Below are 25,784 nucleotides of genomic sequence, written 5' to 3' on the forward strand. Positions count from 1 at the left end.
CTTGAGCGCGCGCCGCAAAGCCACGACGCAGGTATCGCGGCTGGCGCACCGCGCGGTTGGGACGACGGCTGCCAACCGGATGGTGCCGGAAGAGACGCCGGTGGCGTTCTCCTTTGCCGGCACCACGCATGCGGTGATGATGGCAAGCCCGGCCGATTTCGAGGATTTCGCGCTTGGCTTCTCGCTGACCGAAGGCATTGTGGCTGCGCCGGAAGAGATCGAAGCGATCGAGGTCGGGGACCATGGCGCCGGCATCGACATTCAGATCCGGCTGAAGGACCGAGCCAACACACGTTTCGAAGCGCGGCGGCGAAGGCTCGCCGGCCCGGTCGGCTGCGGGCTTTGCGGCATCGAATCGATCGAGGAAGCAATGCGCTCGGTCGATGCGGTTGGTGCCTCAAAACTTACACTTGACGCCGACGACATCGTCCGCTCGGTCAAGCTTCTGTCGAAAGTGCAGCCGCTGCACACCGAGACCGGAGCCGTGCACGCCGCCGGTTTCTATATGCCTGGCAAGGGCATCATCATGGCGCGCGAAGATGTCGGCCGTCACAATGCGCTCGACAAGCTGGCCGGTGCACTCGCCAGGGCCGGCATCGATGGCGCATCCGGTGCCGTCGTGGTGACATCCAGGGTGTCGGTCGAAATGGTGCAGAAAACGGCTTCTATCGGCTCGGCCTTCATCATCGCCGTCTCGGCGCCGACCGCACTTGCCATCCGCACGGCGCAAGAGGCCGGCATGACGCTGGTGGCGCTGGTTCGCGGCGACGATTTTGATATTTTCACCCACCCCGACCGGGTGGTTTGCGGAGTTGCCAAGCATGTCGCATGACGAAGAACACATTATGAGCACCGCCGAGAAGCTGGTGCGCATGGCAAACCAGATCGCCGATTTCTTCCATTCCAAGCCGCGCGAGGAAGGCATTGCCGGCGTCGCCGAGCACATCAACAAGTTCTGGGAGCCGAGGATGCGGCGGCAGTTCTTCGAAATGCTGGACGACGGCACCGGGAACTTCAACGAGTTGGTGGTGGCCGCCTCCGCCAGGATCAGGCGGCCGATCACGCCGGCTGCGGCCGACCTCAAACTCGGACTCGAGCCCTCCCCTGCCGACGTCGCCGCCTCGCAGGAATAATCGCCAAGCCGCGCCGGCTTACATTCGTCATCGCTAAAGTTTAAGCTGCCGCATCCGCGCTGTTCTGCTATGGTTTGACGACCAGAAATCGTCAGGCCGGGGTGGAAATCTCGTGAGGCCGATCGAGACGCGATACGCCCGTAGCGGCGATATGAGGATCGCCTATCAGGTGGTCGGGCAGGGATCGCTCGATCTGGTCTTCGTGCCGGGCTTCATTTCCAACCTCGACCTGCACTGGGAAGACGAGGGCTATACCAGGCTCTTGAAGCGGCTTTCGGCATTCTCGCGGCTGATCCTGTTCGACAAGCGCGGCACGGGTCTGTCCGACCGCGTCGACGCGCATAACCTGCCCAGTCTCGAAACGCGGATGGACGATGTGCGCGCGGTTATGGACGCCGCCGGCAGCGGCCGTGCAGCCCTGCTCGGCTCCTCCGAAGGCGCGCCGATGGCGATGCTGTTCGCCGCCACCTATCCGGAGCGGACGCGGGCGCTGGCGCTCTATGGCGGCTATGCGCATTTCCACAAATGGGTGATGTCGCCCGAACGCCTCGACGCTTTCATCGAGATGGCGGAGACAGCCTGGGGCACCGGCGCCACTCTGCCCCATTTCGCGCCGAGCCGGGTCGACGACGCGCATTTCGCCCAGTGGTGGGCACGTTTCGAACGATTGTCGGCGAGCCCGACGGCGGCGGCGGCGCTGGCGCGCATGAACGCCGACGTCGACATCCGCCACATCCTGAACGTGATCAGCGCGCCGACGCTTGTGATTCATCGCCGCAACGATGCGCGGGTCGACCCCGATGCCAGCCGCTTCCTTGCACAGAAGATTCCCGGCGCCCGGCTGGTCGAGATTGCCGGACGCAACCATCCGATCTGGACCGGCGATGTCGACGGGGTGGCCGATCTGATCGAGGAATTCCTGACCGGCGAGCGCGCCGTAGGCGAAGTGGACCGCGTGCTGGCGGCACTTCTGGTGACACGCATCTACGATACGGCGCGGCTCGGCGACCGCATGTGGAGCGAACGCAGCCAACGTTTCCAGGAAACCTGGCGGCTGCTGGTCGGACGCCATGGTGGGCGCTCTGTGGGCCTGCATGGCGAGTTGATGATTTCGCGCTTCGACGGCCCGGCACGCGCCATACGCTGCGCGGCAGCCCTGCGCGAGGCGGCGCAGGAAATCGGCGTGGCAAGCGCGCAAGGGGCGCATGTCGGCGAGATCGAAATGCGCGGTCCGCCCGTCGGGATGACGGCGCGGGTGGCGATGCAACTGGCCGCCCATGCCGGCCGCGGCGACATTATCGCGTCGCGTCTGATCGCCGATCTGGCGGCTGGGTCGGGCCTGCATTTCACCGACGCCGGGCGCATCAGCGTCGACGAGTTGGAGGAGCCGCTGGCGCTGGTCCATGCGACGTCCGAACAGCATCTGGAACCCGCCTGCCGGCCCAAACCCAGGGTTGCCGAGCCGGCCGCATTGACGGCGCGCGAAGGCGAGGTGGTGAGCCTCGTCGCCGACGGCAAGAGCAATGCCGCGATCGCCGCCGAATTGAGGCTGAGCGAACACACGGTCAAGCGCCATGTCGCCAACATACTGCTCAAGCTGGACCTGCCGTCGCGGGCGGCGGCGGCGGCGTTTTCGGCCAGGCACCCTGGCCCGCACGGGCCATGAGAGCCATGGCGCTTTCGGGCGAAGCGGCCATGGGCGGGTCAGCGCTATCAATTCTCTCCATGCAGGCCAGGCGGATGTCGTCGGGAAAGGTGCTGCGAACGGAGGAGGAAATGCTGACGTCGAACCAAACACTCAAATCGCTTGCGATAGCGGCAGGGCGCCAGCGATGAGGAGATCAAGGAGGCGGTGGCGATGTCTGCGATCGTGCGCCACTGGCCGACGATGCTCAACGGCAGCCAGGTCGATCTGACGACCTTCAAGGAGCAGGCCGACGACGTGTTCGCGGCCGTCAAGGCGAAGTCGCAGTAACAACCACTGCCCGGCGACGAGCGCCGGGCAGCCCTTCGACCATCAACCGCCCGGTCGCAAGACGGGCCAATGGAGGATGACATGCTGACCAAGACCCAAACAGTGGATGGCGCATCGATCAAGAAGGCCATCGAAACCCGTGACGGCAAGATGCTGTCGAGCTTCTACGCCGACGACGCGCTGGTGCGGGTGATCGACCGCAACAACCCGCCGAGCAAGCCGCGCGAGATCCGCGGACGCGCGGCGATCACCACATTCTGGGACGACATCTGCAGCCGGGCGATGACCCACAAGGTCGATACCACCATCGCCGACGGCGACAGTCTCGCCTTCACCCAGGCCTGCGCCTATCCGGACGGCACCAAGGTGTTCTGCGCGGCGATGCTGGAGCTGAAGGACGGGCGGATCGCAAGGCAGACCGTCGTGCAGGCCTGGGACGAGTAAATCAACAAGCCGGTGGATCAACCGCGGCCTGGGCCGCAAACTTGGAGGAGAAGACAATGTTCAGCGCCAGATGGCAGATCGACGCCAAATTCGGACACAAGCAGACCGTGCTCGACCTGTTGAAGAAATGGGAACGCGAGATCGGGTCACAGGTCGGCCTCGCCGAGCTGGAGTTCCAGATCATGACCGGTTCGATCGGGGCGCGGGAGGCGACGGTAGAGTCCCATCATCAGGTCGAAAGCCTGGCCCAGTTGGAGGCGTTCTTTGCCAAGATCGGCAAGATCGACGCGCATGCCAAATGGGGCAAGGAGATCGAGCCCTATGTCGTGTCGGGCACCAGCCTGTGGAATATTTACCGCATTGTGGAGTAGTGATTCTTCTCCTCGTTTCACGGGGAGAAGATGCCGGCAGGCAGATGAGGGGCGGAGCCGGCTTTGCCAGCGACGCGCTGCTCCTCATCCGGCCCTTCGGGCCACCTTCTCCCGTAAAACGGGGAGAAGGGAAGGCGCTAGCTGTGAGCCACCATCACATGGCGCACGGCGGTGTAGTCTTCCAGCGCGTAGAGCGACATGTCCTTGCCGTAGCCGGACTGTTTCAGCCCGCCATGCGGCATCTCGTTGGTCAGCATGAAATGCGTGTTGATCCAGGTGCAGCCATATTGCAGGCGGGCGGCCGTCGCCATGGCGCGCGAGACATCCTTGGTCCACACCGATGACGCCAGGCCGTAGTCGCTGTCATTGGCCCAGTTCACCGCCTCGTCGACCTCCGAAAAACGGGTAACCGAGACGACCGGGCCGAAGACTTCGCGGCGGACAATCTCATCTTCCTGCAGCGCGCCGGCGACGACGGTCGGCTGGTAGTAGAAGCCAGAACCCTCGCCCGGCTTGCCGCCGGTGGTGATCTCGATGTGCTTCAGTTCCGAGGCGCGCTCGACGAAACTCGACACGCGGTCGCGCTGGCGGCGGGAGATGAGCGGGCCGATCTCGTTTTCAGTGTCGTCGGGACGGTTGTACTTGATGGTCGAGACGGCCGAGGAGAGATCGGCGACGAGTTTGTCGTAGATCTTCTTGCCGGCGTAGATGCGGCAGGCGGCGGTGCAGTCCTGGCCGGCATTGTAATAGCCGAAGGCGCGCAGGCCGTTGACCACGGCACCGAGGTCGGCGTCATCGAAGACGATGACCGGCGCCTTGCCGCCGAGCTCGAGATGCGTGCGCTTGACCGACTTGGCAGCCGCCTGCAGCACTTTCTTGCCGGTGGCGACGTCGCCGGTGATCGAGATCATGTTGACCTTGGGATGATTGATCAGCGTGTTGCCGACGCTGTCGCCGCGGCCGAGCACGACGTTGACCACGCCCACCGGCAGAATATCGGCGAGGATTTTCGCCAGCTTCAGCGCCGTCAGCGGTGTCTGCTCGGATGGTTTGAAGACGACGGTATTGCCGCCGGCGATCGCCGGCGCCAGCTTCCAGGCCATCATCATCAGCGGGTAGTTCCACGGCGCGATGGAGGCGACGATGCCGATGGCATCGCGGCGGACCATCGAAGTATGGCCGGGAATGTATTCGCCGGCCACGACGCCCGGCATCGAACGGACGGCGCCGGCGAAGAAGCGGTAGCAGTCGACGATCGCCGGGATTTCGTCATTGAGCACAGCGTTGATCGGCTTGCCGCAATTGAGCGCCTCGAGCGTGGCGAACTCCTTCGCGTCTGTTTCGATGCGGTCGGCGATCTTCAGCAAATAGCCGGAGCGCTGCGCCGGCGTGGTGCGCGACCACAAGACGAACGCCTGTTCGGCGGCGGTGACCGCCGCCTCGATCTGCGCCTGGCTGGCCTCGGGCAGGCTGAGGATGGTCGCCCCGGTCTTTGGATTGAGGATCGGCTCCTCGGTCTCGGTGCCCTTCTCGAATTTCGAGCCGATCAGCATCTGGGTGTCCATTGGATTCTCCCTTAACAGGAGCGAGTAGCGAGTAGCTGAAAGCGAGCAGGGTTGACCGTCGATGATCCCTACTCGCTGTTCGCTACTCCCTATTCGCCGTTTTTCATTTCCCACTTCCGGCGATCTGGTCGCCGTCACGGGTGAGGTAATAGGCGGCAAGGATCGGCAGCAGCGTCACCAGCACCACGACCATGGCGACGACATTGGTGACCGGGCGCTGGCGCGGACGGATCAGCTCTTCCAGCATCCAGATCGGCAGCGTCTGCTGCTGGCCGGCTGTGAAGGTGGTGACGATGACCTCGTCGAAGGACAAAGCGAAAGCCAGCATGCCGCCGGCAAGCAGTGCCGTGGCGATGTTGGGCAGCACGACATGGCGAAAAGTCTGAAAACCGTCGGCGCCGAGATCCATCGAGGCCTCGATCATCGATCCGGAGGTGCGGCGGAAGCGGGCGACGGCATTGTTGTAGACGACCACCACGCAGAAGGTGGCGTGGCCGAGCACGATCGTCCAGAACGAGAACGGGATATCGGCGAGCGAAAAGGCCGAGCGCAGCGCGATGCCGGTGATGATGCCGGGCAGCGCGATCGGCAGGATGACCAGCAGCGAGATGGTTTCGCGGCCGAAGAATTTTGTCCGCGACACCGCCGCCGAACAGAGCGTCCCGAGGACCAAAGCAATCGCAGTCGAGATGGAGGCAACCCTGACCGATAGCGACAGCGCCTGCCAGACATCCGGCCGGTTCCAGGTCACGGCGAACCATTGCGTGGTCAGCCCTGGCGGCGGCCAGACGAAGCTCTTCTCCTCGGTGGTGAAGGCGTAGACGAAGATCAGCAGGATGGGCAGATGCAGGAACAGCAGGCCGCAGGCGGCGGCTATCTTCAGGCCGAGCGGAGCCGACTGGGAACCATCAGAGCGCATCGAAGGCCCCCATGCGCTTGGCGCCCCAGAGGTAGAAGCCCATGATGACGATCGGCACCACGGTGAAGGCGGCGGCGAGCGGGATGTTGCCGGCGGTGCCTTGCTGCGAATAGACCGCCTGGCCGATGAACAGCCGCGAGGTGCCGATGATCTGCGGGATGATATAGTCGCCGAGCGTCAGCGAGAAGGTGAAGATCGACCCGGCGACGATGCCCGGCAGGGCCAGCGGGAACAGCACGTTGCGGAAAGTCTGCCCCGGAGAGGCGCCGAGGTCGGACGAGGCCTCGACCAGATTGCCCGGCACGCGCTCGATCGCCGCCTGTACCGGCAGGATCATGAACGGCAGCCAGACATAGACGAAGACGATGAAGGTGCCGGTGAACGATACCGACAGCGAATTGCCGCCGACGATCGGCAGCGACAGCCAGGCGTCGAGAACCCACAACAAATGCAGCTTGGCGAGGAGCCAGGTGAGGATGCCCTCCTTGGCCAGGATCAGCTTCCAGGCGTAGATCTTGACCAGATAGCTCGACCACAGCGGCAGCATGATGCCGAGATAGAACAAGGCCTTCCAGCGGCCGCGCGCATAACGTGCCGCGTAATAGGCGATGGGGAAAGCGATGACGGCCGAGGCCAGCGTGACCAAGGCCGCCATCGTCACCGTGCGCAGGATGATGTCGAGATTGGCGGCCTGGAACAGGTCGCCATAGGTCTTGAGCGTGAACTCACGGTTGATAAGGCCGGAAAACTCGTCGATGGAGAAAAAGCTCTGCGCCAGGAGCGCAAACAGCGAGCCAATATAGACGATACCCAGCCACAGAACCGGAGGCAGCAGCATGAGCAGCAGCAGGACCTTCGGCTTGCGCCAGAAAAGGTCCGATAGCGCGCCGCGCAAGCCGCCGCTGCCGGGCAGGATGGCGGGCGCTGTTGCACGCATCATGGCGGCGTCGAGGCTCATGCCGGCTCGTCCATCAGATGCAGGTGCTCGCGGTTGAAGGTGAGCACCACCGCCTCGCCTTCCCCAGGCAAGGCCGTGCCGGCGGGCACGATGGCGTGCAGCCGCAGCCCGTCGGCGTCGAGCGCCAGCTTCGTCGTGGCGCCGAGATAGTTGGTCGAGACGAGGCGGGCGGATACGCCTTCGCCACTTGTGCCCGCGCTGGCCGCGCGGCCGACACGAATGGATTCAGGGCGCAGGCTGCCCCAGCGATGCTGGCCGGAATAGCGCTGGACGAAATCCGGCGGCAGCACGTTGGAGGAGCCGACGAAATCGGCGACGAAGCGCGTCTTCGGTCGCTGGTAGATATCCTCCGGCGTGCCGATCTGCATGATCTTGCCGTCGTTGAAGACAGCGACGCGATCGGCCATCGACAGCGCTTCGCCCTGGTCGTGGGTGACGAAGACGAAGGTGATGCCAAGTGCCTTCTGCAGCGACTTCAGCTCCTCTTGCATGTTCTCGCGCAATTTGAGGTCGAGGGCGCCGAGCGGCTCGTCGAGCAACAGCACCTTGGGCTGGTTGACCAGCGCACGGGCGAGCGCCACGCGTTGGCGCTGGCCGCCGGAAAGCTGGCCGGGCCGGCGGGCGCCGTAGCCGGGCAGCCGCACCAGTGACAACGCCTCTTCCGCCGCCTTGTGCCTGCCAGGCTTGCCGACGCCCTTGACCATCAATCCGTAGGCGACGTTGTCGAGCACGTTCAGATGCGGGAACAGCGCATAGTCCTGAAACACGGTGTTGACGTTGCGGCGATAGGGCGGCACGCCTTCGGCGCGTTCGCCGAAGATCGAGATCGAGCCCGAAGTCGGCTGCTCGAAGCCAGCGATGAGGCGCAGGCAGGTGGTCTTGCCTGAACCGGACGGCCCGAGCATGGCGAAGAATTCGCCGGGCACAATGTCGAGATCGACAGCGTCGACAGCGCGCACGCTGCCGAAATGGCGCGAGGCTTTCTGGAAGGAGACGGCGGAGGTCATGGGCTGTCCTGATCTGTCAGGCAAATCAATTCGGGCTGCGGTGCAGCGTTCTTCTAGCTCAGGCGTTTGCGCTGCCCCTCATCCGCCTGCCGGCACCTTCTCCCCGTATAGTGACGGGGAGAAGGGAAGCGCTCCAGCGCTGACGCCCCCCTCTCCCCGTTCTTCACGGGGACGGGTAAGGGTGAGGGGCAGCGCTATGCTCTTACCGCCCGCCGATGACGCCGATATAGTCAGACACCCAGCGGTAGTAGGGCACGCACTGGTCGTTCTGAGTGGTGCATTTCGACACCGGCGTTTTCCAGAACTTGATCTTGTCGAAATTCTCGTAGCCGTTCGTCTTGCAGCCTTCGTCGGTCAAAAGCTCATTGCCCTTGCAGGCGGCGGGCACGACCGGCAGCGAACCGAACCAGGCAGAGACATCGCCCTGCACCTTAGGCGACAGCGAATGTTCCATCCACATATAGGCACAGTTGGGGTTGGCCGAGTCGGCTTCCATCATGGTGGTGTCGGCCCAACCGGTGGCGCCCTCCTCCGGGATGGTGGAAGCGACCGGCTTCTTGGCGGCAACCAGCGTGTTGACCTGATACGGCCACGAACCGGAAGCGACGACGCCTTCGTTCTGGAAATCGTCGACCTGGATGGCGGCGTCATGCCAGTAGCGGCCGACCAGCGTGCGCTGGACGCGCAGCAATTCAAGTGCAGCCTTGTACTGGTCCTCGTTCAGTTCGTAGGGATCCTTTATGCCGAGTTCCGGCTTGTGGAACATCAGATAGTTGGCCGCATCCGCAATGTGGATCGGTCCGTCATAGGCCTGGACGCGGCCCTTGTTGGACTTGCCGTCCGGCAGCTTCATTTCCTCGAAGACGATGTTCCAGCTCTTGGGAGCCTCCTTGAACACCTCGGTGTTGTACATCAGGACGTTGGGACCCCACTGGTAGGGAACGCCGTAGTGGGCGCCGCCGACGGTGAACCACGGCGCGTCCTTGAGGCGCTCGTCGACCGTCTTCCAGCTCGGGATGAGATCGGTGTTGATCGGCTGTACGCGCTTGCCGGCAACGAGGCGCAGCGAGGCATCACCCGAAGCGGTGACGAGGTCGAAGCCACCCTCATTCATCAGCGAGACCATCTCGTCGGAGGTGTTGGCCGTCTTGACGTTGACTTTGCAGCCGGTCTCCTTCTCGAAGGAGGTCACCCAGTCATAGCCCTTGTCGGTTTCGCCGCGCTCGATATAGCCCGGCCAGGCAACGATGTTGACCTGGCCTTCGCCCTTGCCAAGTTCCTTGACCTGGGCGACGGCTTGACCGGAGAAGGTCAGCGCGACCGTCAGAGCAGTGCATGACTTCAGGAATGAATTCATTGTCGATCTCCCATTTAGGCGCCTGGCCCCGAAGGCCGGTTTCGGTCTTCGCTAGGGGTCACGCGCGGACTGAAAACTGTCAGTTCGTCCGTTGGGCTTGATGCCGCTCTGATGGCGGCTTTGGTCCCTGAACCGAAAGTGCTTTGAAAATTCCGGTTTCGCAAATTCATTTATCAGAAGGGCGATATCGGTTTTTCCGATAGGTTGCAGCCGATCTCTCAGGGACGCTGGCGAACCGTCCGCTGCGACTGGGCAAGGCCGATGAAATCGCGCGCGGCCTGCGGCAGACCGGAGCCGCGCCGCCAGACCATGCCGACCTGGACCACCGGCAAGGAGCCGGAAATATCGCGCGATTCGATGCGGTCGCCTTCCAGCGACCAGGGCCGGTAGACGAGGTCGGGCAGCAGCGCCACGCCGGCGCCGGTGGCGACGAGACTGCGCACGGCTTCCACGGAACGGGTGCGGAAGGCGACATGCGGCTTGGCGCCGATTGCCGTCAGCAGCTTGCCGGTATTCTCCTCGATCTCGTCGACGGTCAGCATGATCAGCGTTTCGGAGGCAATGTCGCCAATGCTGATGATGTCGGCGCCGACGAGCGGATGACCGAGCGGCAGCCACAGCCGATAGGCCGAGACTTCGAGGATTTCCGACTGCAACGCGGTGCGGTCGCGCAAATTGGAGGTGACCATGACGGCAATGTCGAGCTTGCCGCCAATCAGGAGGTGTTCGAGATAATCGCCATTGTCCTCGATGGCAGAGACCTCGACGCCGGGATAGGCGCGACGGTAGCGGGCGAGCAGATCCGACAGCACATAACCGGCAACCAGGGAGGTGACGCCGAGCTGCAGCCGGCCGGCCGCCACCGTCTGCTCGCCGGAGAAAGAGCGGCGCGCGTCGGAAACGTCCGCGAGGATCTTCGTCGCGTGGCGCAGGAACTGGTGGCCCTTGTGGGTGATGTTGAGGCCACGCGGATGGCGTTCGAACAGTTCGACGCCGAGATCGCTTTCGAGCTCCTTGATCGCTTCGGTGACCGACGACTGCGAGATTGACAGGTTCTGCGCGGCGCCCGAAACCGTGCCTTGCTCGGCGACGGCGATGAAGAACTGCAACTGGCGGATGGTGAAAGCCATGGCCGGACTAAACACGGCGGACGCGATGCTGGGAAGTGGCAACCGGCGAACACTTGACGGCTTCGCCAATCGTAACTAACTAAGTTACATGAAACGCAACAGCCGACTGTCCTCGACCTTGCACATTCTCGTCCACATGGCCGAGAAGCCCGAACAGGCGCTGACCTCCGAGCAGCTTGCCACCTTCATTCACACCAATCCGGTCGTGGTCCGCCGCACCATCGCAGGCTTGCGCGATGCCGGCATCGTCACCTCGTCGCGCGGGCACGGTGGCGGCTGGCTGCTCGGGCGGGCGCCCGAGAAAATATCCCTGGCCGAGATCAGCGTCGCCCTTGGCGAGACGCTGCTGCCGTTCAGCACCGAGCCGGAAAGCCCCGGCTGCCTCGTCGAGCAGGCGGTGATCGCCGTGCTCGACGATTTTCGCATCGCCGCCGAAAGGCTGCTGGCGGAGAAGCTGAGCAGCATCACGCTGGCCGACCTGACCGCCGATTTCCGCCGCCGTTTTGATCTCATTGGAGTCTCCAGCCATGCAGTATGATCTTGCCGTCGTCGGCGGCAGCTTTGCCGGCCTGTCCGCCGCCATCCAGGTGGCGCGGGCAGGACGCAAAGTGCTGGTGATCGACGCCGGCCAGCCGCGCAACCGCTTTGCCGAGCATTCGCACGGCTTCCTCGGACAGGACGGGCGCGCGCCCGGCGCAATCCTGGCTGACGCAAGGCGGCAGCTGCTGGCCTATCCGACAGTTAGGGTTGTCGACAGGCGTGCCGACAAGGCCGTTGCTGCCGGCAGCAGCGATTTCGAAATCACCACCGATGGCGACGAGACATTCGGTGCCGCACGATTGGTTCTGGCCACCGGGGTACGCGATATCCTGCCGGAGGTTGCCGGGCTTGCCGAGCTCTGGGGCAGGAGCGTGCTGCACTGCCCCTATTGCCACGGCTACGAGGTTTCCGGCGGGCCGCTCGGCGTGCTCGCAACCGGCCCGATGTCCCTGCATCAGGCACAGCTGATCGCCGATTGGGGCGATGTCACACTGTTCGGCAATTGCCTGTTCGAGCCTGACACAGAGCAGATGCGCGCGCTGGAGAGCCGAAAGGTGCGGTTTGAGCCCACCAGCGTTGCCGAGCTAAGGGAAGACGGCTCCGGCGGGTTGATCGTCCGCCTCGACGACGGCAGAAAGGCCGGCGTCAGGGCGATGTTCACCGCTCCGCGCAACATCATGGCCAGCCCGCTGGCCGAACAGCTCGGCTGCGGCTTCTCCGAAGGCCTCCTCGGCCCGGTGATATCAGTCGATGACAGGCAGCAGACGACCGTGCCCGGCGTCTACGCCGCCGGCGACGCGGCACGTTCGATGCACAATATTGCCTTTGCGGTATCGGGTGGCGCCTTTGCGGGCGTCTGCGCCCACCAGTCGCTGGTGTTCGGCTAGAACCCGGCTTCCTCGCCGGCGATGCTGAGCCGCGCGCCGGCCTGGGCCAGGGCGGCAGCCAAGTCGTGCGGCGGCGAGCGGTCGGTGGCGAGTTCGGAAAAGCTGTCGAAGCCGCAGACCTGGACCAGACCAAGACGGCCGAATTTCGAGTGATCGGTGATGACCAGGGATCGCTGACCGCGCGACAGCACCATGCGGGCGAACTCGGCCTCATCCAGATCAAAATCCATGACGCCCATCACCGCGTCGACGCCGCCGGTGGAAATGATGGCGTGGCTGACCGAGAAGCGACTGACAAAATCGATTGCCGAGGCACCGAAAGCAGCACCGGAATCGCTGCGCAGCTCGCCGCCGGCCATATAGACCTTGTTGCCGTTGATGGTGGCCAGCGTGCGGGCGATGTCCGATGAGTTGGTGACGACCGTCAGGCGCCGGTGGCCAAGCAGTTCACGCGCAAGGAACGAGGTTGTCGTTCCGGTGTCGAGCATGATCGATTCCCCGTCGCGGATGGTGGCGGCGACCATGCGGGCAATGACGCGCTTGGCATCGGCGTTCTCACGCATGCGCCGCTCGAAGGGCGCTTCGCCGATCATCGACGGCAGGCCGATGGCGCCATGCATCTTGAGGACAGAGCCGTCACCAGTCAGTGGCTTGACGTCGCGGCGCACCGTCTCCAGCGACACGCCCAGCCGGTCGGCCAAACTGGCGATGGTGACGGTGCCCTCTTCCTGCAGGAGACGCAGGATCTCGCCGTGTCGTTTGGACTGGGCCATCTGGTTTCCCGAACTGATGCTCCTGACCGATTTTAAGGTAATTCAAGTGCTTTTAAAGGAACTACCTTATGCTTTCAGGCAAAATACCCAAAAAAAGTCACACCTTTTTATTGACAAGCGGGCAGCCCTGGCGTGAAATCGAAGACATCAACAGGCTTCAGATCTGCGGCTGGGGCAGAGCCGCAACTCAGCGATCAGGCCGTTTGGAACGTGCCTGTTCAAGGAATTTTCAGGTCCGCGGGGGCGGATGCCGGGCTCAAAAACCTGGCCAAGGGGCTCGTCGGTGCGGTGCGGGATACCGATCCTGGCGTCCCGCACCGACGAGATTATTTACGTTTTTCCCGCCATCGTTGCGCTGTTCACGGCGCCTTGTCGAAGCCCAGCAAACCAGGGATGTTCCGTGACCGCCGAAGATCGCATCCGCGCCCTGCCCTGCTGGACCGGTGGCATCGAGATCGCACCGCTGCCCGGCGGCCTGAGCAACGCGAATTATGTGGTCACGGACGCGGCCGGACGACATGTCGTGCGCTTCGGCAAGGACTATCCGTTCCACCATGTCTTTCGCGAGCGCGAGGTTATGACCGCGCGGGCGGCGCATGCCGCCGGTTTCGCGCCAGCCGTCCGCCATGCCGAACCGGGCATCCTGGTGACGGAATTTCTCGGTGCGAAAACCTATCTGGCGGAAGACGTGCGCGCCAATCTCGGCCGGGTCGCGGCCCTGATGCGCGCCTTCCACCGGGAGATGCCCAATCACGTCTCGGGCGCCGGCTTCATGTTCTGGGTGTTCCATGTCATTCGCGACTATGCGCGCACGCTTGAAGAAGGCGGCAGCCGCAAGCGCAGCGACTTGCCGCGCCTTTTGACACTGGCCGACGAACTGGAGCGCGCGCAGAAACTGCTGCCGATCGTCTTTGGCCATAATGACCTGTTGCCGGCCAATATTCTCGACGACGGCAACAGACTATGGCTGATCGACTTCGAATATGCCGGCTTCAACACGGCGATGTTCGACCTCGCAGGCGCCGCCTCCAACGCCGGCATGAGCGACGAGGAATCCTTTGCCTTCCTGACCGCCTACTTCATGAAGGAACCGGACGAGGCGATCCGCCGTTCGCACGCGGCCATGCAATGCGCCTCGCTGCTGCGCGAGGCGATGTGGAGCATGGTCTCCGAGCTCTATCTCGACGCGCCGGGCATCGACTACGTCGCCTACACCGAGGAAAACCTCGCCCGGCTCGACGCGGCACTGGAAAACTACCGGACAAAATACGGGATACAGAAATCATGACATTGCCGAGCCAGGCCGCCATCGTCGTCATCGGCGGCGGCATCATCGGCTGTTCGACGGCCTATCATCTGGCGCGCGACCACAAGGCTGACGTGGTGCTGCTGGAGCAGGGCAAGCTGACCTCGGGTTCGACCTGGCATGCCGCCGGCCTTGTCGGGCAATTGCGCTCGTCGGCGTCTATCACCCGCGTGCTGAAATACTCCGTCGACCTCTACAAGGGACTGGAGGCCGAGACCGGTCTCGCCACCGGCTGGAAGATGACCGGTTGCCTCAGGCTCGCCACCAACGCCGACCGCTGGACCGAGTACAAAAGGCTGGCGACGACAGCAAAAAGCTTCGGCATGGACATGCAATTGCTGTCGCCGGACGAGGTGAAAAGGATGTGGCCGCTGCTGGAGACCGGCGATCTCGTCGGCGCCTCCTGGCTGCCGACCGACGGCCAGGCGAGCCCCTCCGACATCACGCAGTCGCTGGCCAAGGGCGCGCGCATGCATGGCGCCAAACTGCTCGAGGATGTTCGCGTCACCGGCTTCGAGATGAAGGACGGCCGCATCACGGCGGTGAAGACCAGCAAGGGCGACATCGCCTGCGACAAGGTGGTCAACTGTGCGGGCCAATGGGCGCGGCAAGTGGGGGCCATGGCCGGCATCAACGTGCCGCTTCAGCCGGTGAAGCACCAGTACATCATCACCGAGAAGATCGACGGTCTGGCGACCGACGCGCCGACCATCCGCGACCCTGACCGACGCACCTATTTCAAGGAGGAAGTCGGCGGGCTGGTGATGGGCGGCTATGAGCCTAACCCGCAGGCCTGGGCGACTGGTCTCCCCGGCGACGACGTTCCCAATGATTGGGAATTCAGGCTGTTCGACGACGACTACGACCATTTCGAGCAGCACATGAGCCAAGCGATCGCGCGTGTGCCGGCGCTGGAAACCGTCGGCGTCAAGCAGATGATCAACGGGCCGGAGAGTTTTACGCCGGACGGCAATTTCATTCTCGGCACAGCGCCCGAATGCGCCAACATGTTCGTCGGCGCCGGCTTCAACGCCTTCGGCATCGCCTCGGGCGGCGGCGCTGGCTGGGTGCTGGCGCAGTGGGTGGTCGATGGCGAAGCACCGCTCGACCTGTGGGTGGTCGACATCAGGCGCTTTTCCAACCTGCACCGCGACCGTCAGTGGGTCTGCGACCGCACGCTGGAGGCCTATAGCAAACACTATACGATCGGCTTTCCGCATGAAGAGTACGCCAGCGGGAGGCCGCGCATCGTCTCGCCGCTGTACGAGCGGCTGAAACAGCAGCGCGCCGTGTTCGGCTCGAAGCTCGGCTGGGAGCGGCCGAACTGGTTCGCGCCCGAAGGCGTCGAGCCGCAGGACATCTATTCGATGGGCCGGCAGAACTGGTTCGCGGCGGTCGGCGACGAACACCGGCATGTGCGTGAAAAGGTCGGCATTTTCGATCAATCGTCTTTCGCCAAATACGAGCTGAGCGGGCCTGATGCGCTGAAGGCGCTGGACTGGATCTGTGCCAACGACGTCAGCAAGCCGGTCGGCCGGCTGACCTATACGCAGCTTCTCAACACGCGCGGCGGTATCGAAGCTGATCTCACTGTGGCGAGGCTGGCCGAGGAGAAATTCTATATCGTCACCGGCACCGGTTTCCGCACGCATGATTCCTCATGGATCAGCGATCATATCGGCGAAGGGCTCGATGCCAGGCTTGTCGACGTCACCGAGGATTTCGGCACGCTGTCGCTGATGGGTCCTCGGGCGCGCGACGTGCTCTCGGCGGCGACCGGAGCCGACGTGTCGAGTGCCGGCTTCCCGTTCGGCCATGTGCGCGAGATTACCATCGCCGGCCGCACGGTTCGGGCACTACGCGTCACCTATGTCGGCGAACTCGGCTGGGAACTGCATGTGCCGATCGCGGCCACCGGCGAAGTCTTCGACGCACTGATGGCGGCAGGCGAGAAGCATGACATCCGACCGGTCGGCTATCGGGCGCTGGAATCGCTAAGGCTGGAAAAAGGCTATCGCGCCTGGGGCTCTGACATCACCCCCAACGATACGCCGCAGGAAGCCGGGCTCGGTTGGGCGGTCAAGCTGCGCAAGAACACCGATTTCGTTGGACGGCGCGCGCTGGAGAAGACCAGCGGCGCGGCACTGAAGAAACGCTTTGCCGGCTTCACGGTCGACGACCCCGAGATCGTGCTGCTCGGCCGCGAAACCATCCTGCGCAATGGCGAACCGGTCGGTTATCTCAGCAGCGGCGGTTACGGCTACACGCTGGGCAGGAACATCGGCTACGGCTATGTGCGCAACGCCGACGGGGTGAGCGATGATTTTCTCGCTTCCGGCGACTATGAACTGGTGGTTGCGATGGAGAGGACAGCGGCCAATATCCACCTCGAGCCGATGTATGATCCGGCAGGCGCCAGGGTCAAAGCGTAGGTCAAATAACGCGCAAAGCGAGGCCGCGGCTTGGTACCGTGTCGGCCTCGCCGGGCATCGAGACGTAAGGACGCGTTTCCTCGACGCGGGTGACGAGGCCTTGCGCCTCGATCTCGCCGACACGCGTGGCAAAGCCGGCATCCCACAGCGTGTTCTTGACCGTCAGCACGATCACGCCGCCCGGCCGGCAGATGCGGATTAGCTCGTCCAGCCCTTCGACGCCGACATGACCCGATGTGAAGACGCCGGCCGAGATTATCCCGGCATAGGCATCATCGGCAAAGGGCAGATGACCGCCGAGCGCAAGGCAGTGGAGCGCGGAATAGACGCCCTTGCGGGCCGCCTGATCCAGCATGCCTTGTGAAATATCGAGTGCCTCGACCAGGGGATAACCAGCAATATCAAGCCATTCGCCGATGAGCCCGGTGCCGGCCCCGGCATCGAGCAGCGGTGCTGAACCGCGCGGCAGATGGCGGGCCAGCAACGCAAGGCAGATCGTCGGATGGCGATAGCCAGCGGCCGACATGTCGGCGTCATAGGTTTCCGACCAGCGGTCATAGAGTGCAGCCACCTCTTCGGGCCGTTTTGCCGCGTAGGCCGCGCCGAGCGCGCCCTGATGTTTGCTGTCCGCCACTTTTATCCAGTCCGCCAATTTTTGATCTCGCAGTGATGATAGCCAAAGCGCGAAAATTGTGGAACCGTCGCTGCGACAAATAACAGCGTGGGGGCGCAGGCATGGTGACAGACGAGGCGCGTGCGGCACTGGACGCCATTCCCATGCTGGCCGGCTACAGCGGGCCGCTGGAACGGCTGGGCGGCCTCACCAATCTCGTCTTCAAGGCCGGCGACTTCTGCCTGCGCATTCCCGGCAAGGGCACCGAGGAATACATCAACCGGGCCAACGAAGCGGTGGCCGCGCGCGAAGCTGCAAAAGCGGGGGTCAGTCCCGAGGTGCTGCATGTCGACCCCGGTACCGGGGTGATGGTGACACGCTACATCGCCGGCGCCGAAACGATGTCGCCGGAGAAATTCCGGACACGTCCGGGCAGTCCGGCACGCGCCGGCGAAGCCTTTCGCAAGCTGCACGATTCAGGCGCGGTGTTTCCCTTCCGCTTCGAATTGTTCGCGATGATCGACGATTACCTCAAGGTGCTGTCCACCAAGGAGGTCGCCCTGCCCGCCGGTTATCATGACGTGGTGCGAGACGCCGAGAGCGTCCGCTCGGCGCTGGCCGCCCATCCGCTGCCGATCGTCGCCTGCCACTGCGATCCGCTGTGCGAGAACTTTCTCGATACTGGCGAGCGGATGTGGATCGTCGACTGGGAATATTCGGGCATGAACGATCCGCTCTGGGACCTTGGCGACCTCAGCGTGGAGGGCAAGTTCGACGCCGCCCAGGACGAAGAGATGATACGCGCTTATTTCGGCGGCGAGGCGAGGCCGGCGGAGCGCGGCCGCATCGTCATCTACAAGGCAATGTGCGACCTGTTGTGGACCTTGTGGGGGCTGATCCAGCTCGCCAACAACAACCCGGTCGATGATTTTCGCGCTTATGCGGATGGCCGTTTCGCTCGCTGCAAGGCGCTGATGGAGACGCCGGAGTTTTCGCGGCATCTGGCAGCAATACACCGGGACTGAGCCTGGACTAACTCACGCCCTTCGGCACGTTTTCGGGCGGCACAGTGATCTCGACCACTTTCTGGCGATGGAAGATGAACAGGCCGGCGAGAACAACGATGGCCGAGCCGATCAGGATGCGCGGACCGGGAACGTCGCCGAAGAACACCAGGCCGAACACCACCGCCCACAGCAGCAGTGTGTAGTGCAGCGGCGCCAATGTCGAAGCCGGCGCCAGCTTGAGCGCCCTGGTGATCATCAGGTGGGCGCCGCAGGAGACGATACCGAGCAGCAGCATGGCGCCGAGATCGAGTGCCGACGGCGTCTGCCAGGCGCCGATGGTCAGCACACCGCCGACCAGCAGCGTGCCGATGGTTTGCCATGTCACCAGATTGGTGTCGCTGGTGCCACGCAGGCGGCGGTTGAGGATGATGGCGAAGGCGAAGGAGATGCTGCCTACCAGCGCAAAACCCGATGACAGCGAGAACGCCGCCGAGGACGGTTTCAGCATGATCAAAACGCCGCAGAAGCCGAGCAGGATCGCCATCCAGCGGCGCCAGCCGACCTTTTCGCCAAGCAAGAGGTGCGAGAGTGCCGCAACGTAGATCGGCCCGGCCATGTAGAAACTCATCACATCGGCAAGCGGCAGATAGACCACGGCGGCATAGAAGAGCGCGGTGTCGAGCGTGGTCATCACCACCCGCAGCAGCTGCAGCTCCAGACGTTCCATGCGAAACAGCTTGGCCGGGCCCTGATTGGCGATCATCGGGCCGAGCACGAAGAAGGCGCCGATAGAGCGGATCAGCACCACCTGACCGACGGAGAAGCTGGCCACCAGCCACTTGCCCATGGCGTCGTTCAGCGCAAACAGGAAGTCGCCGGCCAGCATCAGCAGAATGCCGGCCAGAAGCACATTCCTGATCGTCGAACTCTGCGCCACGGGCTGCGTCATGCCGATCCCGATTCCTCCCTAGTAAGCCGCGTCGTAGACGGAAGCGGCGGCTTTGACGAGGAGAAAACCGGAAATCGGCAAGGCCAGCCTCGGGAATCGGCTGGGTCTGCGCGATTCAGTTCCCTTTTGGCTGCGGCCTGAGAATAATGGGCCGATAGATCACCGGCCTGTCCCAGGGGTCGAAAGCCGGGGTGCGTCTGAGCTCCGCACGCCGCTCCAGATCGATGCGCTGCAGACACTCGGCAAAGGCGTCATTCTTCTTGACGAAGCCGTAGGACCGGCATTTCGCTTCGTCGGCGGCGCGGCGGTCCTCTGCCGTCACCGTCGTGCAGCCGGTGCAAAGCACCGTCAACGCCACCGCCATCACAGTCTTGCGCCACATGGAATCCTCCTCGAATAAAAGTGGAGCCTTTATGTGGACTTATTTCCGGACGGGCGAAGCTCAGACCCTTGATGCAGATGCGGTGTCCTATTGGTCCTGATGCGAATGGTGCCGTCGGTTCACAAGTACCGGCCTTCCGTCGATGGACAGCCTGGTTTCCTGCTTCGTCCGCTCCGCCACCACCTTGCCCCTGGCGATGACGCACAGGCGTTCGGCGCGCAGGCGCAGGGCCTCCACCGGATTGCCGGCATCGAGGACGACCAGGCTGGCGCGCTTGCCGACCGCCAGGCCGAGATGATCGAGGCCCATGATCGCGGCATTGACGTTGGTGACCATGTCGAAGCAGCGCGCCATCTCGGCCGGGCTCGACATCTGAGCGACGTGCAGGCCCATGAAGGCGACATCGAGCATGTCGGCGGTGCCTAGCGAATACCAGGGATCGAGCACGCAATCCTGGCCCCAGCCGACGCGAATGCCGAGCGCCAGCATTTCCTTGACCCGAGTCAGGCCCCGGCGCTTCGGGAAGGTGTCGTGGCGGCCCTGCAGCATGATGTTGATCAGCGGATTGGGAATGACCGAGACGCCGGCCTCGGCGATCAGCGGCAGCAGCTTCGAGACATAGTAATTGTCCATCGAATGCATCGAGGTGAGGTGCGAACCGGCGACCTTGCCCTGCAGACCAAGGCGCTGCGTCTCATACGCAAGCTGTTCGATGTGACGCGACAGTGGATCATCAGTCTCGTCGCAATGCAGGTCGACCATCAGGCCGCGCCTGGCCGCGATCTCGCACAACTCCGTTACCGAACGCGTGCCGTCGGCCATGGTGCGCTCAAAATGCGGGATGCCGCCGACGATGTCGACGCCCATGTCCAAGGCGCGGATGGTGTTCTCCCGAGCCGTTGGCGAGCGATAAAACCCGTCCTGCGGGAAGGCGACCAGTTGCAGGTCGATATAGGGGGCGACCGTCTTCTTGACCTCGAGCAGCGCCTCGACCGCCAGCAGCCTGTCATCGCAGACATCGACATGGGTACGGATTGCGAGCAGGCCCATCGACACCGCCCAGTCGCAATAGGCCAATGCGCGATCACGCACCGCCTCATGCGTCAAAAGCGGCTTCAACTCGCCCCATAGCGAAATGCCTTCGAGCAGCGTACCCGACGCGTTGATGCGCGGAATGCCGTAGGAGAGCGTCGCGTCCATGTGGAAATGCGGATCGACGAAGGGTGGCGAGACCAGATTGCCGCGGGCGTCGACCTCGGTCCGCGCAGGACCCTGCAGGGTGGGCTCGATCGCCGTGATCGTCTCACCGTTGATGCCGATGTCGGCAACCCTGCCATCAGGCAGTGTGCCGCCGCGAACGATAAGGTCGAAAGCCATCTGTCGTCATCCCGTCAAAAGAATCATCTGATAGTGCCGAGGCTGAAAATCGCATCCCGTCGATGCCGCTTGCAACAGCGGTTTGTCCGCGGCGGCCGCGGATGGTTCCATCCGGCCGCAACTCCCTCTATAAGCCGCCTTCGTTGTCCCGGTTTCAAGGATCCGCCGTTTGTTTCGTTTCTTCCGCTCGACGGAAAACCAGCGCCTCGTTGCGAGGTTGATCCGGGAATCCTTTTATCAGCACAGGTTTGGCTACGGCGCCGCGATCTTGTCGATGCTTGTGGTGGCCGCCACGACCGGCGCCAGCGCCTGGATTCTCAAAGAGATCACCGACGAATTCGTGGTCTTCAAGCGGATTGACCGCGTCAACCTGATTGCGGCGGGGGTCGCCACGATCTTCATTCTCAAGGGTCTCGCCAACTTCATCCAGGCCTATTTCATGAGCCGGGTCGGCAACGCCATCATCGCCGACCGCCAGCGCAAGATCTACGACCGCATCCTGGCGCAAGGCATCGAATTCTACCATTCGACCTCGTCGTCCGACCTGATCACACGCATGACCAACAATGCGCAGGCGGCGCGCAACGTGCTCGACCTCGTTGTCACGTCCTATGTGCGCGATCTGTTGTCGCTGGTTGTCCTGGTAGGAGTCATGGTCTGGCAGCAGCCAGCCTTGTCTATAATCTGCTTCGTCGTCGGCCCCTTGGCTATCTACGGGGTCAACCGCATCCTCAAACGTGTTCGCAAGTTCGCCGCGATGGAGTTTCGCTCGGTCGGCCAGATCGTGCAGGTGATGCAGGAAACGGCAATCGGCGTCCGCGTTGTCAAATCCTTCAACCTCGAAGGCGCAATGCGCAACCGCATGTACAAGGCCGTGTCGGACGTCGAGAACCGCGCCAACAACATCGCGACGCTGGAGGCTGCGACAAGCCCGGTGATGGAGACGCTAGCCGGGCTGGCAATTGCCGGGGCCATCTTCGTCAGCGGCTTCCTGGTCTTGCAGGGCGGCCAGATGCCGGGAAACATCATGGCCTTTATCGGGGCGCTCCTGTTTGCCTATGAGCCGGCAAAGCGCCTTGCGCGCGTGCGCATATCGCTGGAAAGCGGTATTGTCGGCGTGCGCATGATGTTCGAGCTCGCCGACCAGCCGCTGACTCTGGTCGAGAAGCCCGACGCGAAGCCGCTTCTGGCCGGACCGGGCGAGATCCGGTTCGACGCCGTCGACTTCGCTTATCAGAACGGGCCGCCGGTGCTGGACAGGTTCGATCTGACGCTTGCGCCCGGCAAGATGACGGCGCTGGTCGGGCCTTCCGGTGGCGGCAAGTCGACCGTCCTGAACCTGATCATGCGCATGTACGACCCGAAGAGCGGCAAGGTGCTGCTCGACGGCCAGGATATTTCCCATGCGACGCTCGCATCGCTGCGGGAAAAGATCGCCTATGTCAGCCAGGACACGTTCCTGTTTGCCGGCACCATCATGCACAACATCCGGCTTGGGCGCGAGGGTGCGACCGACGAAGAGGTGATCGCCGCCGCCAAGGCGGCCAACGCCCATGACTTCATCAGCGCACAGGCGAAAGGCTACGAGACGGATGTCGGCGAGAATGGCGGCCTGCTATCGGGCGGCCAACGCCAACGGATCTCGATCGCACGCGCCATGCTGCGCAATGCCGAGATCCTGCTGCTGGACGAAGCTACCAGCGCGCTTGATGCCGAATCGGAAGCGCTGTTCCGCGACGCGCTGCAGCAATTGACGGAAGGCCGCACGACGATCGTCATCGCGCACCGTCTGTCGACGGTGCACCAGGCAGACACGATCGTGGTGCTCGAAGCCGGCAAGGTGGTGGAAAGCGGCCCGCACAAGACCTTGCTCAAGCAGGGTGGGCTCTACCAGAAGCTTTATGAGTATCAGTTGATGCCGTGATGGTGTTCCGGATGTTGGAGCCAGCCCCCTCATCCGGCCCTTCGGGCCACCTTCCCCCCGAGGGGAGAAGAGATCGTCAGCGCCGGCGCCAGCCTCTTGTCCCCAGCGGGGAGAAGGTGGCCGCGTAGCGGCCGGATGAGGGGGCCTGGGCGCAAACCTTATTCCGGCACAAACCTCACCGCGCCCTTGGCCGCGCTGGTCGCCATGGCGGCATAGGCGCGCAAGGCGGTCGTCACCTTGCGCTTGCGCTTTTCCTCGGGCTTCCAGGCCAGGGCGCCCTTGGCCTCCATCGCCGCCCGGCGGGCAGCGAGTTCCGCCTCATCGACAGCCAGGCGGATGCTGCGGTTCGGGATGTCGATCTCGATCGTATCGCCCTCCTGCACCAGCCCGATCAGCCCGCCTTCGGCGGCTTCCGGCGACGCATGGCCGATCGACAGGCCCGACGTGCCTCCCGAGAAGCGGCCGTCGGTGACCAGGGCGCAGGCCTTGCCGAGCCCTTTCGACTTCAGATAGCTGGTTGGATAAAGCATTTCCTGCATGCCTGGGCCGCCGCGCGGCCCTTCATAGCGGATGACGACCACATCGCCGGCCTTGATCTCGTTGGACAGGATCGCCTTGACGCTCGAATCCTGGCTTTCGAAGACGCGGGCCGGGCCGGTGAACTTCAGGATCGATTCATCGACGCCGGCGGTCTTCACGATACAGCCGTCGAGAGCCAGATTGCCTTTCAGCACGGCGAGGCCGCCATCCCTGGAAAAGGGATGTTCGGTCGAGCGGATGACGCCTTTCTCGCGGTCGAGATCGAGTTCGTCCCAGCGGCGGTCCTGGCTGAAAGCGACCTGTGTCGGCACGCCACCAGGGGCGGCGAGGAAGAAATCGCGCACACTCTGGCTGGTCGTGCGGGAAATATCCCAATGGTCGAGCGCTTCGCCCAGCGTTCGCGTGTGCACCGTCGGCAGGTCGCGGTTGAGCAGGCCGGCATTGTCGAGCTGGCCGAGGATGGCCATGATACCGCCGGCGCGGTGCACGTCTTCCATGTGCACGTCGGACTTGGCCGGAGCAACCTTGCACAGCACCGGCACCTTGCGCGACAGCGCGTCGATGTCGTCCTGATCGAAATCGATCTCGCCTTCATGCGCGGCAGCCAGGATGTGCAGCACGGTGTTGGTCGAGCCGCCCATGGCGATGTCGAGGGTCATGGCGTTCTCGAAGGCGCCCTTCGAGGCGATGTTGCGCGGCAGAGCCGTCTCGTCATCCTGTTCGTAGTAACGCTGAGCGAGATCGACGATCAGGTGGCCGGCCTCGACGAACAGCCGCTTGCGGTCGGCATGGGTGGCCAATGTCGAGCCGTTGCCGGGCAGCGACAGGCCAAGCGCCTCGGTCAAACAATTCATCGAATTGGCGGTGAACATGCCCGAGCAGGAGCCGCAGGTCGGGCAAGCCGAGCGCTCGATGACCTTGACGTCCTCGTCGGAGACCCTGTCGTCGGCGGCCGCCACCATGGCATCGACCAGGTCGAGAGCCTGCGTCTTGCCGGCGAGCACCACCTTGCCGGCTTCCATCGGACCGCCGGAAACGAAGACGGTCGGGATGTTGAGGCGCAACGATGCCATCAGCATGCCGGGCGTGATCTTGTCGCAATTGGAGATGCAGACCATGGCGTCGGCACAGTGAGCATTGACCATGTATTCGACGGAATCGGCGATCAGCTCGCGCGACGGCAGCGAATAGAGCATGCCGTCATGGCCCATGGCGATGCCGTCGTCGACGGCGATGGTGTTGAATTCCTTGGCGACGCCGCCGGCCTTCTCGATCTCGCGCGCGACCAACTGGCCGAGATCCTTCAGATGGACATGGCCCGGCACGAACTGGGTGAAGGAGTTGACCACCGCGATGATCGGCTTGCCGAAATCGCTGTCCTTCATGCCGGTGGCGCGCCAGAGGCCGCGAGCGCCGGCCATGTTGCGGCCATGGGTGGTGGTGCGGGAGCGATAGGCAGGCATGTTTTTTCCTTGGTGGCTGGCCACAGCCATGCATGGCGCGGCGGAGCTGAATTCGGACCGCAGGCGTTATAGACGCGCAAGCCCGGTCTGGCCACAATTTTGCAATGCGCCAGATTCTCTCAAAAAAATGCGTAGCACTGTCGGATGGCGCACTGCATGCCCGTCCTTAGGCAGACGACATGGAAATGGCACCACGTTCGGAGTCAGCCGTTTCGCCGTAACGCAACCAAAACAACCCGAGGAGCACGACATGCAAAAGATCACCACCTGCCTGTGGTTCGACGGCCTGGCCGAAGAGGCCATGAATTTCTACGTCTCCATCTTCAAGAATTCGAAGGTGCTGAGCGTAATGCGCTGGCCCGAAGGCCACGCCGATGAAGGCAAGGTGCTGGTGACCACGTTCGAACTCGACGGGGTGCAATTCCAGGCGCTCAATGGTGGACCGCAGTTCAAGCACACCGAGGCGATGTCGCAGTCGATCGACTGCAAGACGCAGGAAGAGGTGGATTACTTCTGGGACAAGCTCATCGAAGGTGGCGGCCAACCGTCGCAATGCAGCTGGCTGAAGGATAAATTCGGCGTCTCCTGGCAGGTTGTGCCGGAGCAGCTGCCGCGCCTGCTGCTGGATCCGGACCGGGCCAAGGCCGGCCGCGTGATGTCGGCGATGATGCAGATGAGCAAGATCGACATCGCCAGGATCGAGGAAGCGGCGAGAGGATAGTCGAGGGTTGG

At 63.5% G+C, this 25,784-nt stretch carries 24 protein-coding genes and 1 pseudogene; 13 read left to right on the forward strand and 12 right to left on the reverse strand.

Annotated features, from left to right (window positions below; genetic code table 11):
• The first annotated feature begins 1 nt into the window (after position 1).
• The 6 genes and pseudogenes from fdhD (at position 2) to EJ079_RS03460 (ending at position 3,923) form a co-directional block, all read left to right on the forward strand.
• Complete coding sequence (gene fdhD, locus EJ079_RS03435) at positions 2-832, forward strand: formate dehydrogenase accessory sulfurtransferase FdhD (protein ID WP_127808090.1); 831 nt, start codon at positions 2-4, stop codon at positions 830-832.
• Positions 822-1,133 (forward strand): formate dehydrogenase subunit delta, encoded by a 312-nt coding sequence (locus EJ079_RS03440; protein ID WP_023811684.1) that lies wholly within the window; start codon positions 822-824, stop codon positions 1,131-1,133. Before fdhD ends, EJ079_RS03440 begins: the two co-directional genes overlap by 11 nt.
• Positions 1,134-1,245: 112 nt before the next feature.
• Entirely contained in the window at positions 1,246-2,799 is a 1,554-nt protein-coding gene (locus EJ079_RS03445) for an alpha/beta fold hydrolase (RefSeq protein ID WP_127808091.1), read from the forward strand.
• 156 nt (positions 2,800-2,955) lie between these two features.
• A pseudogene (locus EJ079_RS03450) lies at positions 2,956-3,108 on the forward strand (carboxymuconolactone decarboxylase family protein); the annotation flags it as partial.
• An 81-nt stretch (positions 3,109-3,189) separates the two neighbouring features.
• The gene (locus EJ079_RS03455; protein WP_127267880.1) at positions 3,190-3,552 is read left to right on the forward strand and encodes a nuclear transport factor 2 family protein; all 363 of its coding nucleotides are present in this window, start codon (positions 3,190-3,192) and stop codon (positions 3,550-3,552) included.
• Positions 3,553-3,608: 56 nt separating this feature from the next.
• Positions 3,609-3,923: a hypothetical protein gene (locus EJ079_RS03460; protein ID WP_027039679.1), complete on the forward strand. Its 315-nt coding sequence runs from the start codon at positions 3,609-3,611 to the stop codon at positions 3,921-3,923.
• A gap of 137 nt (positions 3,924-4,060) precedes the next feature.
• Here the strand turns inward: EJ079_RS03460 and EJ079_RS03465 are convergent, their stop codons facing one another.
• The 6 genes from EJ079_RS03465 to EJ079_RS03490 all read right to left on the reverse strand — a co-directional run bounded on the left by EJ079_RS03465 (position 4,061) and on the right by EJ079_RS03490 (position 10,859).
• On the reverse strand, positions 4,061-5,488 hold the full coding sequence (locus EJ079_RS03465; RefSeq protein ID WP_127808092.1) for a gamma-aminobutyraldehyde dehydrogenase: 1,428 nt from the start codon (positions 5,486-5,488) through the stop codon (positions 4,061-4,063).
• 103 nt (positions 5,489-5,591) lie between these two features.
• Entirely contained in the window at positions 5,592-6,407 is an 816-nt protein-coding gene (locus tag EJ079_RS03470) for an ABC transporter permease (RefSeq protein WP_127267883.1), read from the reverse strand.
• On the reverse strand, positions 6,397-7,347 hold the full coding sequence (locus EJ079_RS03475) for an ABC transporter permease (RefSeq protein ID WP_210214668.1): 951 nt from the start codon (positions 7,345-7,347) through the stop codon (positions 6,397-6,399). The genes EJ079_RS03470 and EJ079_RS03475 overlap by 11 nt, the downstream gene beginning before the upstream one ends.
• A gap of 14 nt (positions 7,348-7,361) precedes the next feature.
• Entirely contained in the window at positions 7,362-8,372 is a 1,011-nt protein-coding gene (locus EJ079_RS03480) for an ABC transporter ATP-binding protein (RefSeq protein WP_127808094.1), read from the reverse strand.
• 202 nt (positions 8,373-8,574) lie between these two features.
• On the reverse strand, positions 8,575-9,729 hold the full coding sequence (locus EJ079_RS03485; protein WP_127808095.1) for an ABC transporter substrate-binding protein: 1,155 nt from the start codon (positions 9,727-9,729) through the stop codon (positions 8,575-8,577).
• Positions 9,730-9,947: 218 nt separating this feature from the next.
• On the reverse strand, positions 9,948-10,859 hold the full coding sequence (locus EJ079_RS03490) for a LysR substrate-binding domain-containing protein (RefSeq protein ID WP_127808096.1): 912 nt from the start codon (positions 10,857-10,859) through the stop codon (positions 9,948-9,950).
• Between the two features lie 88 nt (positions 10,860-10,947).
• Between EJ079_RS03490 and EJ079_RS03495 the strand changes: the two genes are divergently transcribed.
• Positions 10,948-11,397, forward strand: a complete 450-nt coding sequence (locus EJ079_RS03495) for an Rrf2 family transcriptional regulator (protein WP_127330683.1) — start codon at positions 10,948-10,950, stop codon at positions 11,395-11,397.
• Complete coding sequence (locus tag EJ079_RS03500) at positions 11,387-12,286, forward strand: NAD(P)/FAD-dependent oxidoreductase (RefSeq protein WP_127808097.1); 900 nt, start codon at positions 11,387-11,389, stop codon at positions 12,284-12,286. The genes EJ079_RS03495 and EJ079_RS03500 overlap by 11 nt, the downstream gene beginning before the upstream one ends.
• Here the strand turns inward: EJ079_RS03500 and EJ079_RS03505 are convergent.
• The gene (locus EJ079_RS03505; RefSeq protein ID WP_027039687.1) at positions 12,283-13,059 is read right to left on the reverse strand and encodes a DeoR/GlpR family DNA-binding transcription regulator; all 777 of its coding nucleotides are present in this window, start codon (positions 13,057-13,059) and stop codon (positions 12,283-12,285) included. The two genes, EJ079_RS03500 and EJ079_RS03505, sit on opposite strands and share 4 nt — an antisense overlap.
• A 400-nt stretch (positions 13,060-13,459) precedes the next feature.
• Here EJ079_RS03505 and EJ079_RS03510 point away from each other — a divergent pair, with 400 nt between their 5' ends.
• Positions 13,460-14,347 carry a phosphotransferase family protein gene (locus tag EJ079_RS03510; protein ID WP_127382604.1) on the forward strand — a complete coding sequence of 296 codons (888 nt, stop codon included), beginning with the start codon at positions 13,460-13,462 and terminating at the stop codon, positions 14,345-14,347.
• Complete coding sequence (locus EJ079_RS03515) at positions 14,344-16,797, forward strand: FAD-dependent oxidoreductase (RefSeq protein WP_127808098.1); 2,454 nt, start codon at positions 14,344-14,346, stop codon at positions 16,795-16,797. Before EJ079_RS03510 ends, EJ079_RS03515 begins: the two co-directional genes overlap by 4 nt.
• 1 nt (position 16,798) lies before the next feature.
• Here the strand turns inward: EJ079_RS03515 and EJ079_RS03520 are convergent, their stop codons facing one another.
• On the reverse strand, positions 16,799-17,431 hold the full coding sequence (locus EJ079_RS03520; protein WP_164873721.1) for a class I SAM-dependent methyltransferase: 633 nt from the start codon (positions 17,429-17,431) through the stop codon (positions 16,799-16,801).
• Positions 17,432-17,532: 101 nt separating this feature from the next.
• Here EJ079_RS03520 and EJ079_RS03525 point away from each other — a divergent pair, with 101 nt between their 5' ends.
• Positions 17,533-18,435 (forward strand): phosphotransferase family protein, encoded by a 903-nt coding sequence (locus EJ079_RS03525; RefSeq protein WP_127267471.1) that lies wholly within the window; start codon positions 17,533-17,535, stop codon positions 18,433-18,435.
• 7 nt (positions 18,436-18,442) lie between these two features.
• On the opposite strand, the gene EJ079_RS03530 is transcribed toward EJ079_RS03525, so the two are convergent.
• The 3 genes from EJ079_RS03530 to EJ079_RS03540 form a co-directional block, all read right to left on the reverse strand.
• On the reverse strand, positions 18,443-19,366 hold the full coding sequence (locus EJ079_RS03530; protein WP_127808100.1) for a DMT family transporter: 924 nt from the start codon (positions 19,364-19,366) through the stop codon (positions 18,443-18,445).
• Positions 19,367-19,481: 115 nt separating this feature from the next.
• On the reverse strand, positions 19,482-19,748 hold the full coding sequence (locus EJ079_RS03535; protein WP_127267473.1) for a hypothetical protein: 267 nt from the start codon (positions 19,746-19,748) through the stop codon (positions 19,482-19,484).
• Positions 19,749-19,835: 87 nt separating this feature from the next.
• Positions 19,836-21,125, reverse strand: coding sequence for an amidohydrolase family protein (locus tag EJ079_RS03540; protein ID WP_127808101.1), 1,290 nt, complete (start codon positions 21,123-21,125; stop codon positions 19,836-19,838).
• Between the two features lie 169 nt (positions 21,126-21,294).
• On the opposite strand from EJ079_RS03540, the gene EJ079_RS03545 reads away from it, so the two are divergent.
• Positions 21,295-23,049 carry an ABC transporter ATP-binding protein gene (locus tag EJ079_RS03545; protein ID WP_127808102.1) on the forward strand — a complete coding sequence of 585 codons (1,755 nt, stop codon included), beginning with the start codon at positions 21,295-21,297 and terminating at the stop codon, positions 23,047-23,049.
• Positions 23,050-23,207: 158 nt separating this feature from the next.
• Here EJ079_RS03545 and ilvD read toward each other — a convergent pair whose 3' ends face one another.
• The gene (ilvD, locus tag EJ079_RS03550) at positions 23,208-25,052 is read right to left on the reverse strand and encodes a dihydroxy-acid dehydratase (RefSeq protein WP_127808103.1); all 1,845 of its coding nucleotides are present in this window, start codon (positions 25,050-25,052) and stop codon (positions 23,208-23,210) included.
• Between the two features lie 250 nt (positions 25,053-25,302).
• Between ilvD and EJ079_RS03555 the strand changes: the two genes are divergently transcribed.
• Complete coding sequence (locus EJ079_RS03555; RefSeq protein ID WP_127808104.1) at positions 25,303-25,773, forward strand: VOC family protein; 471 nt, start codon at positions 25,303-25,305, stop codon at positions 25,771-25,773.
• Positions 25,774-25,784 lie beyond the last annotated feature (11 nt).

The organism is Mesorhizobium sp. M7A.F.Ce.TU.012.03.2.1 (assembly GCF_004006095.1).
Classification (GTDB): domain Bacteria; phylum Pseudomonadota; class Alphaproteobacteria; order Rhizobiales; family Rhizobiaceae; genus Mesorhizobium.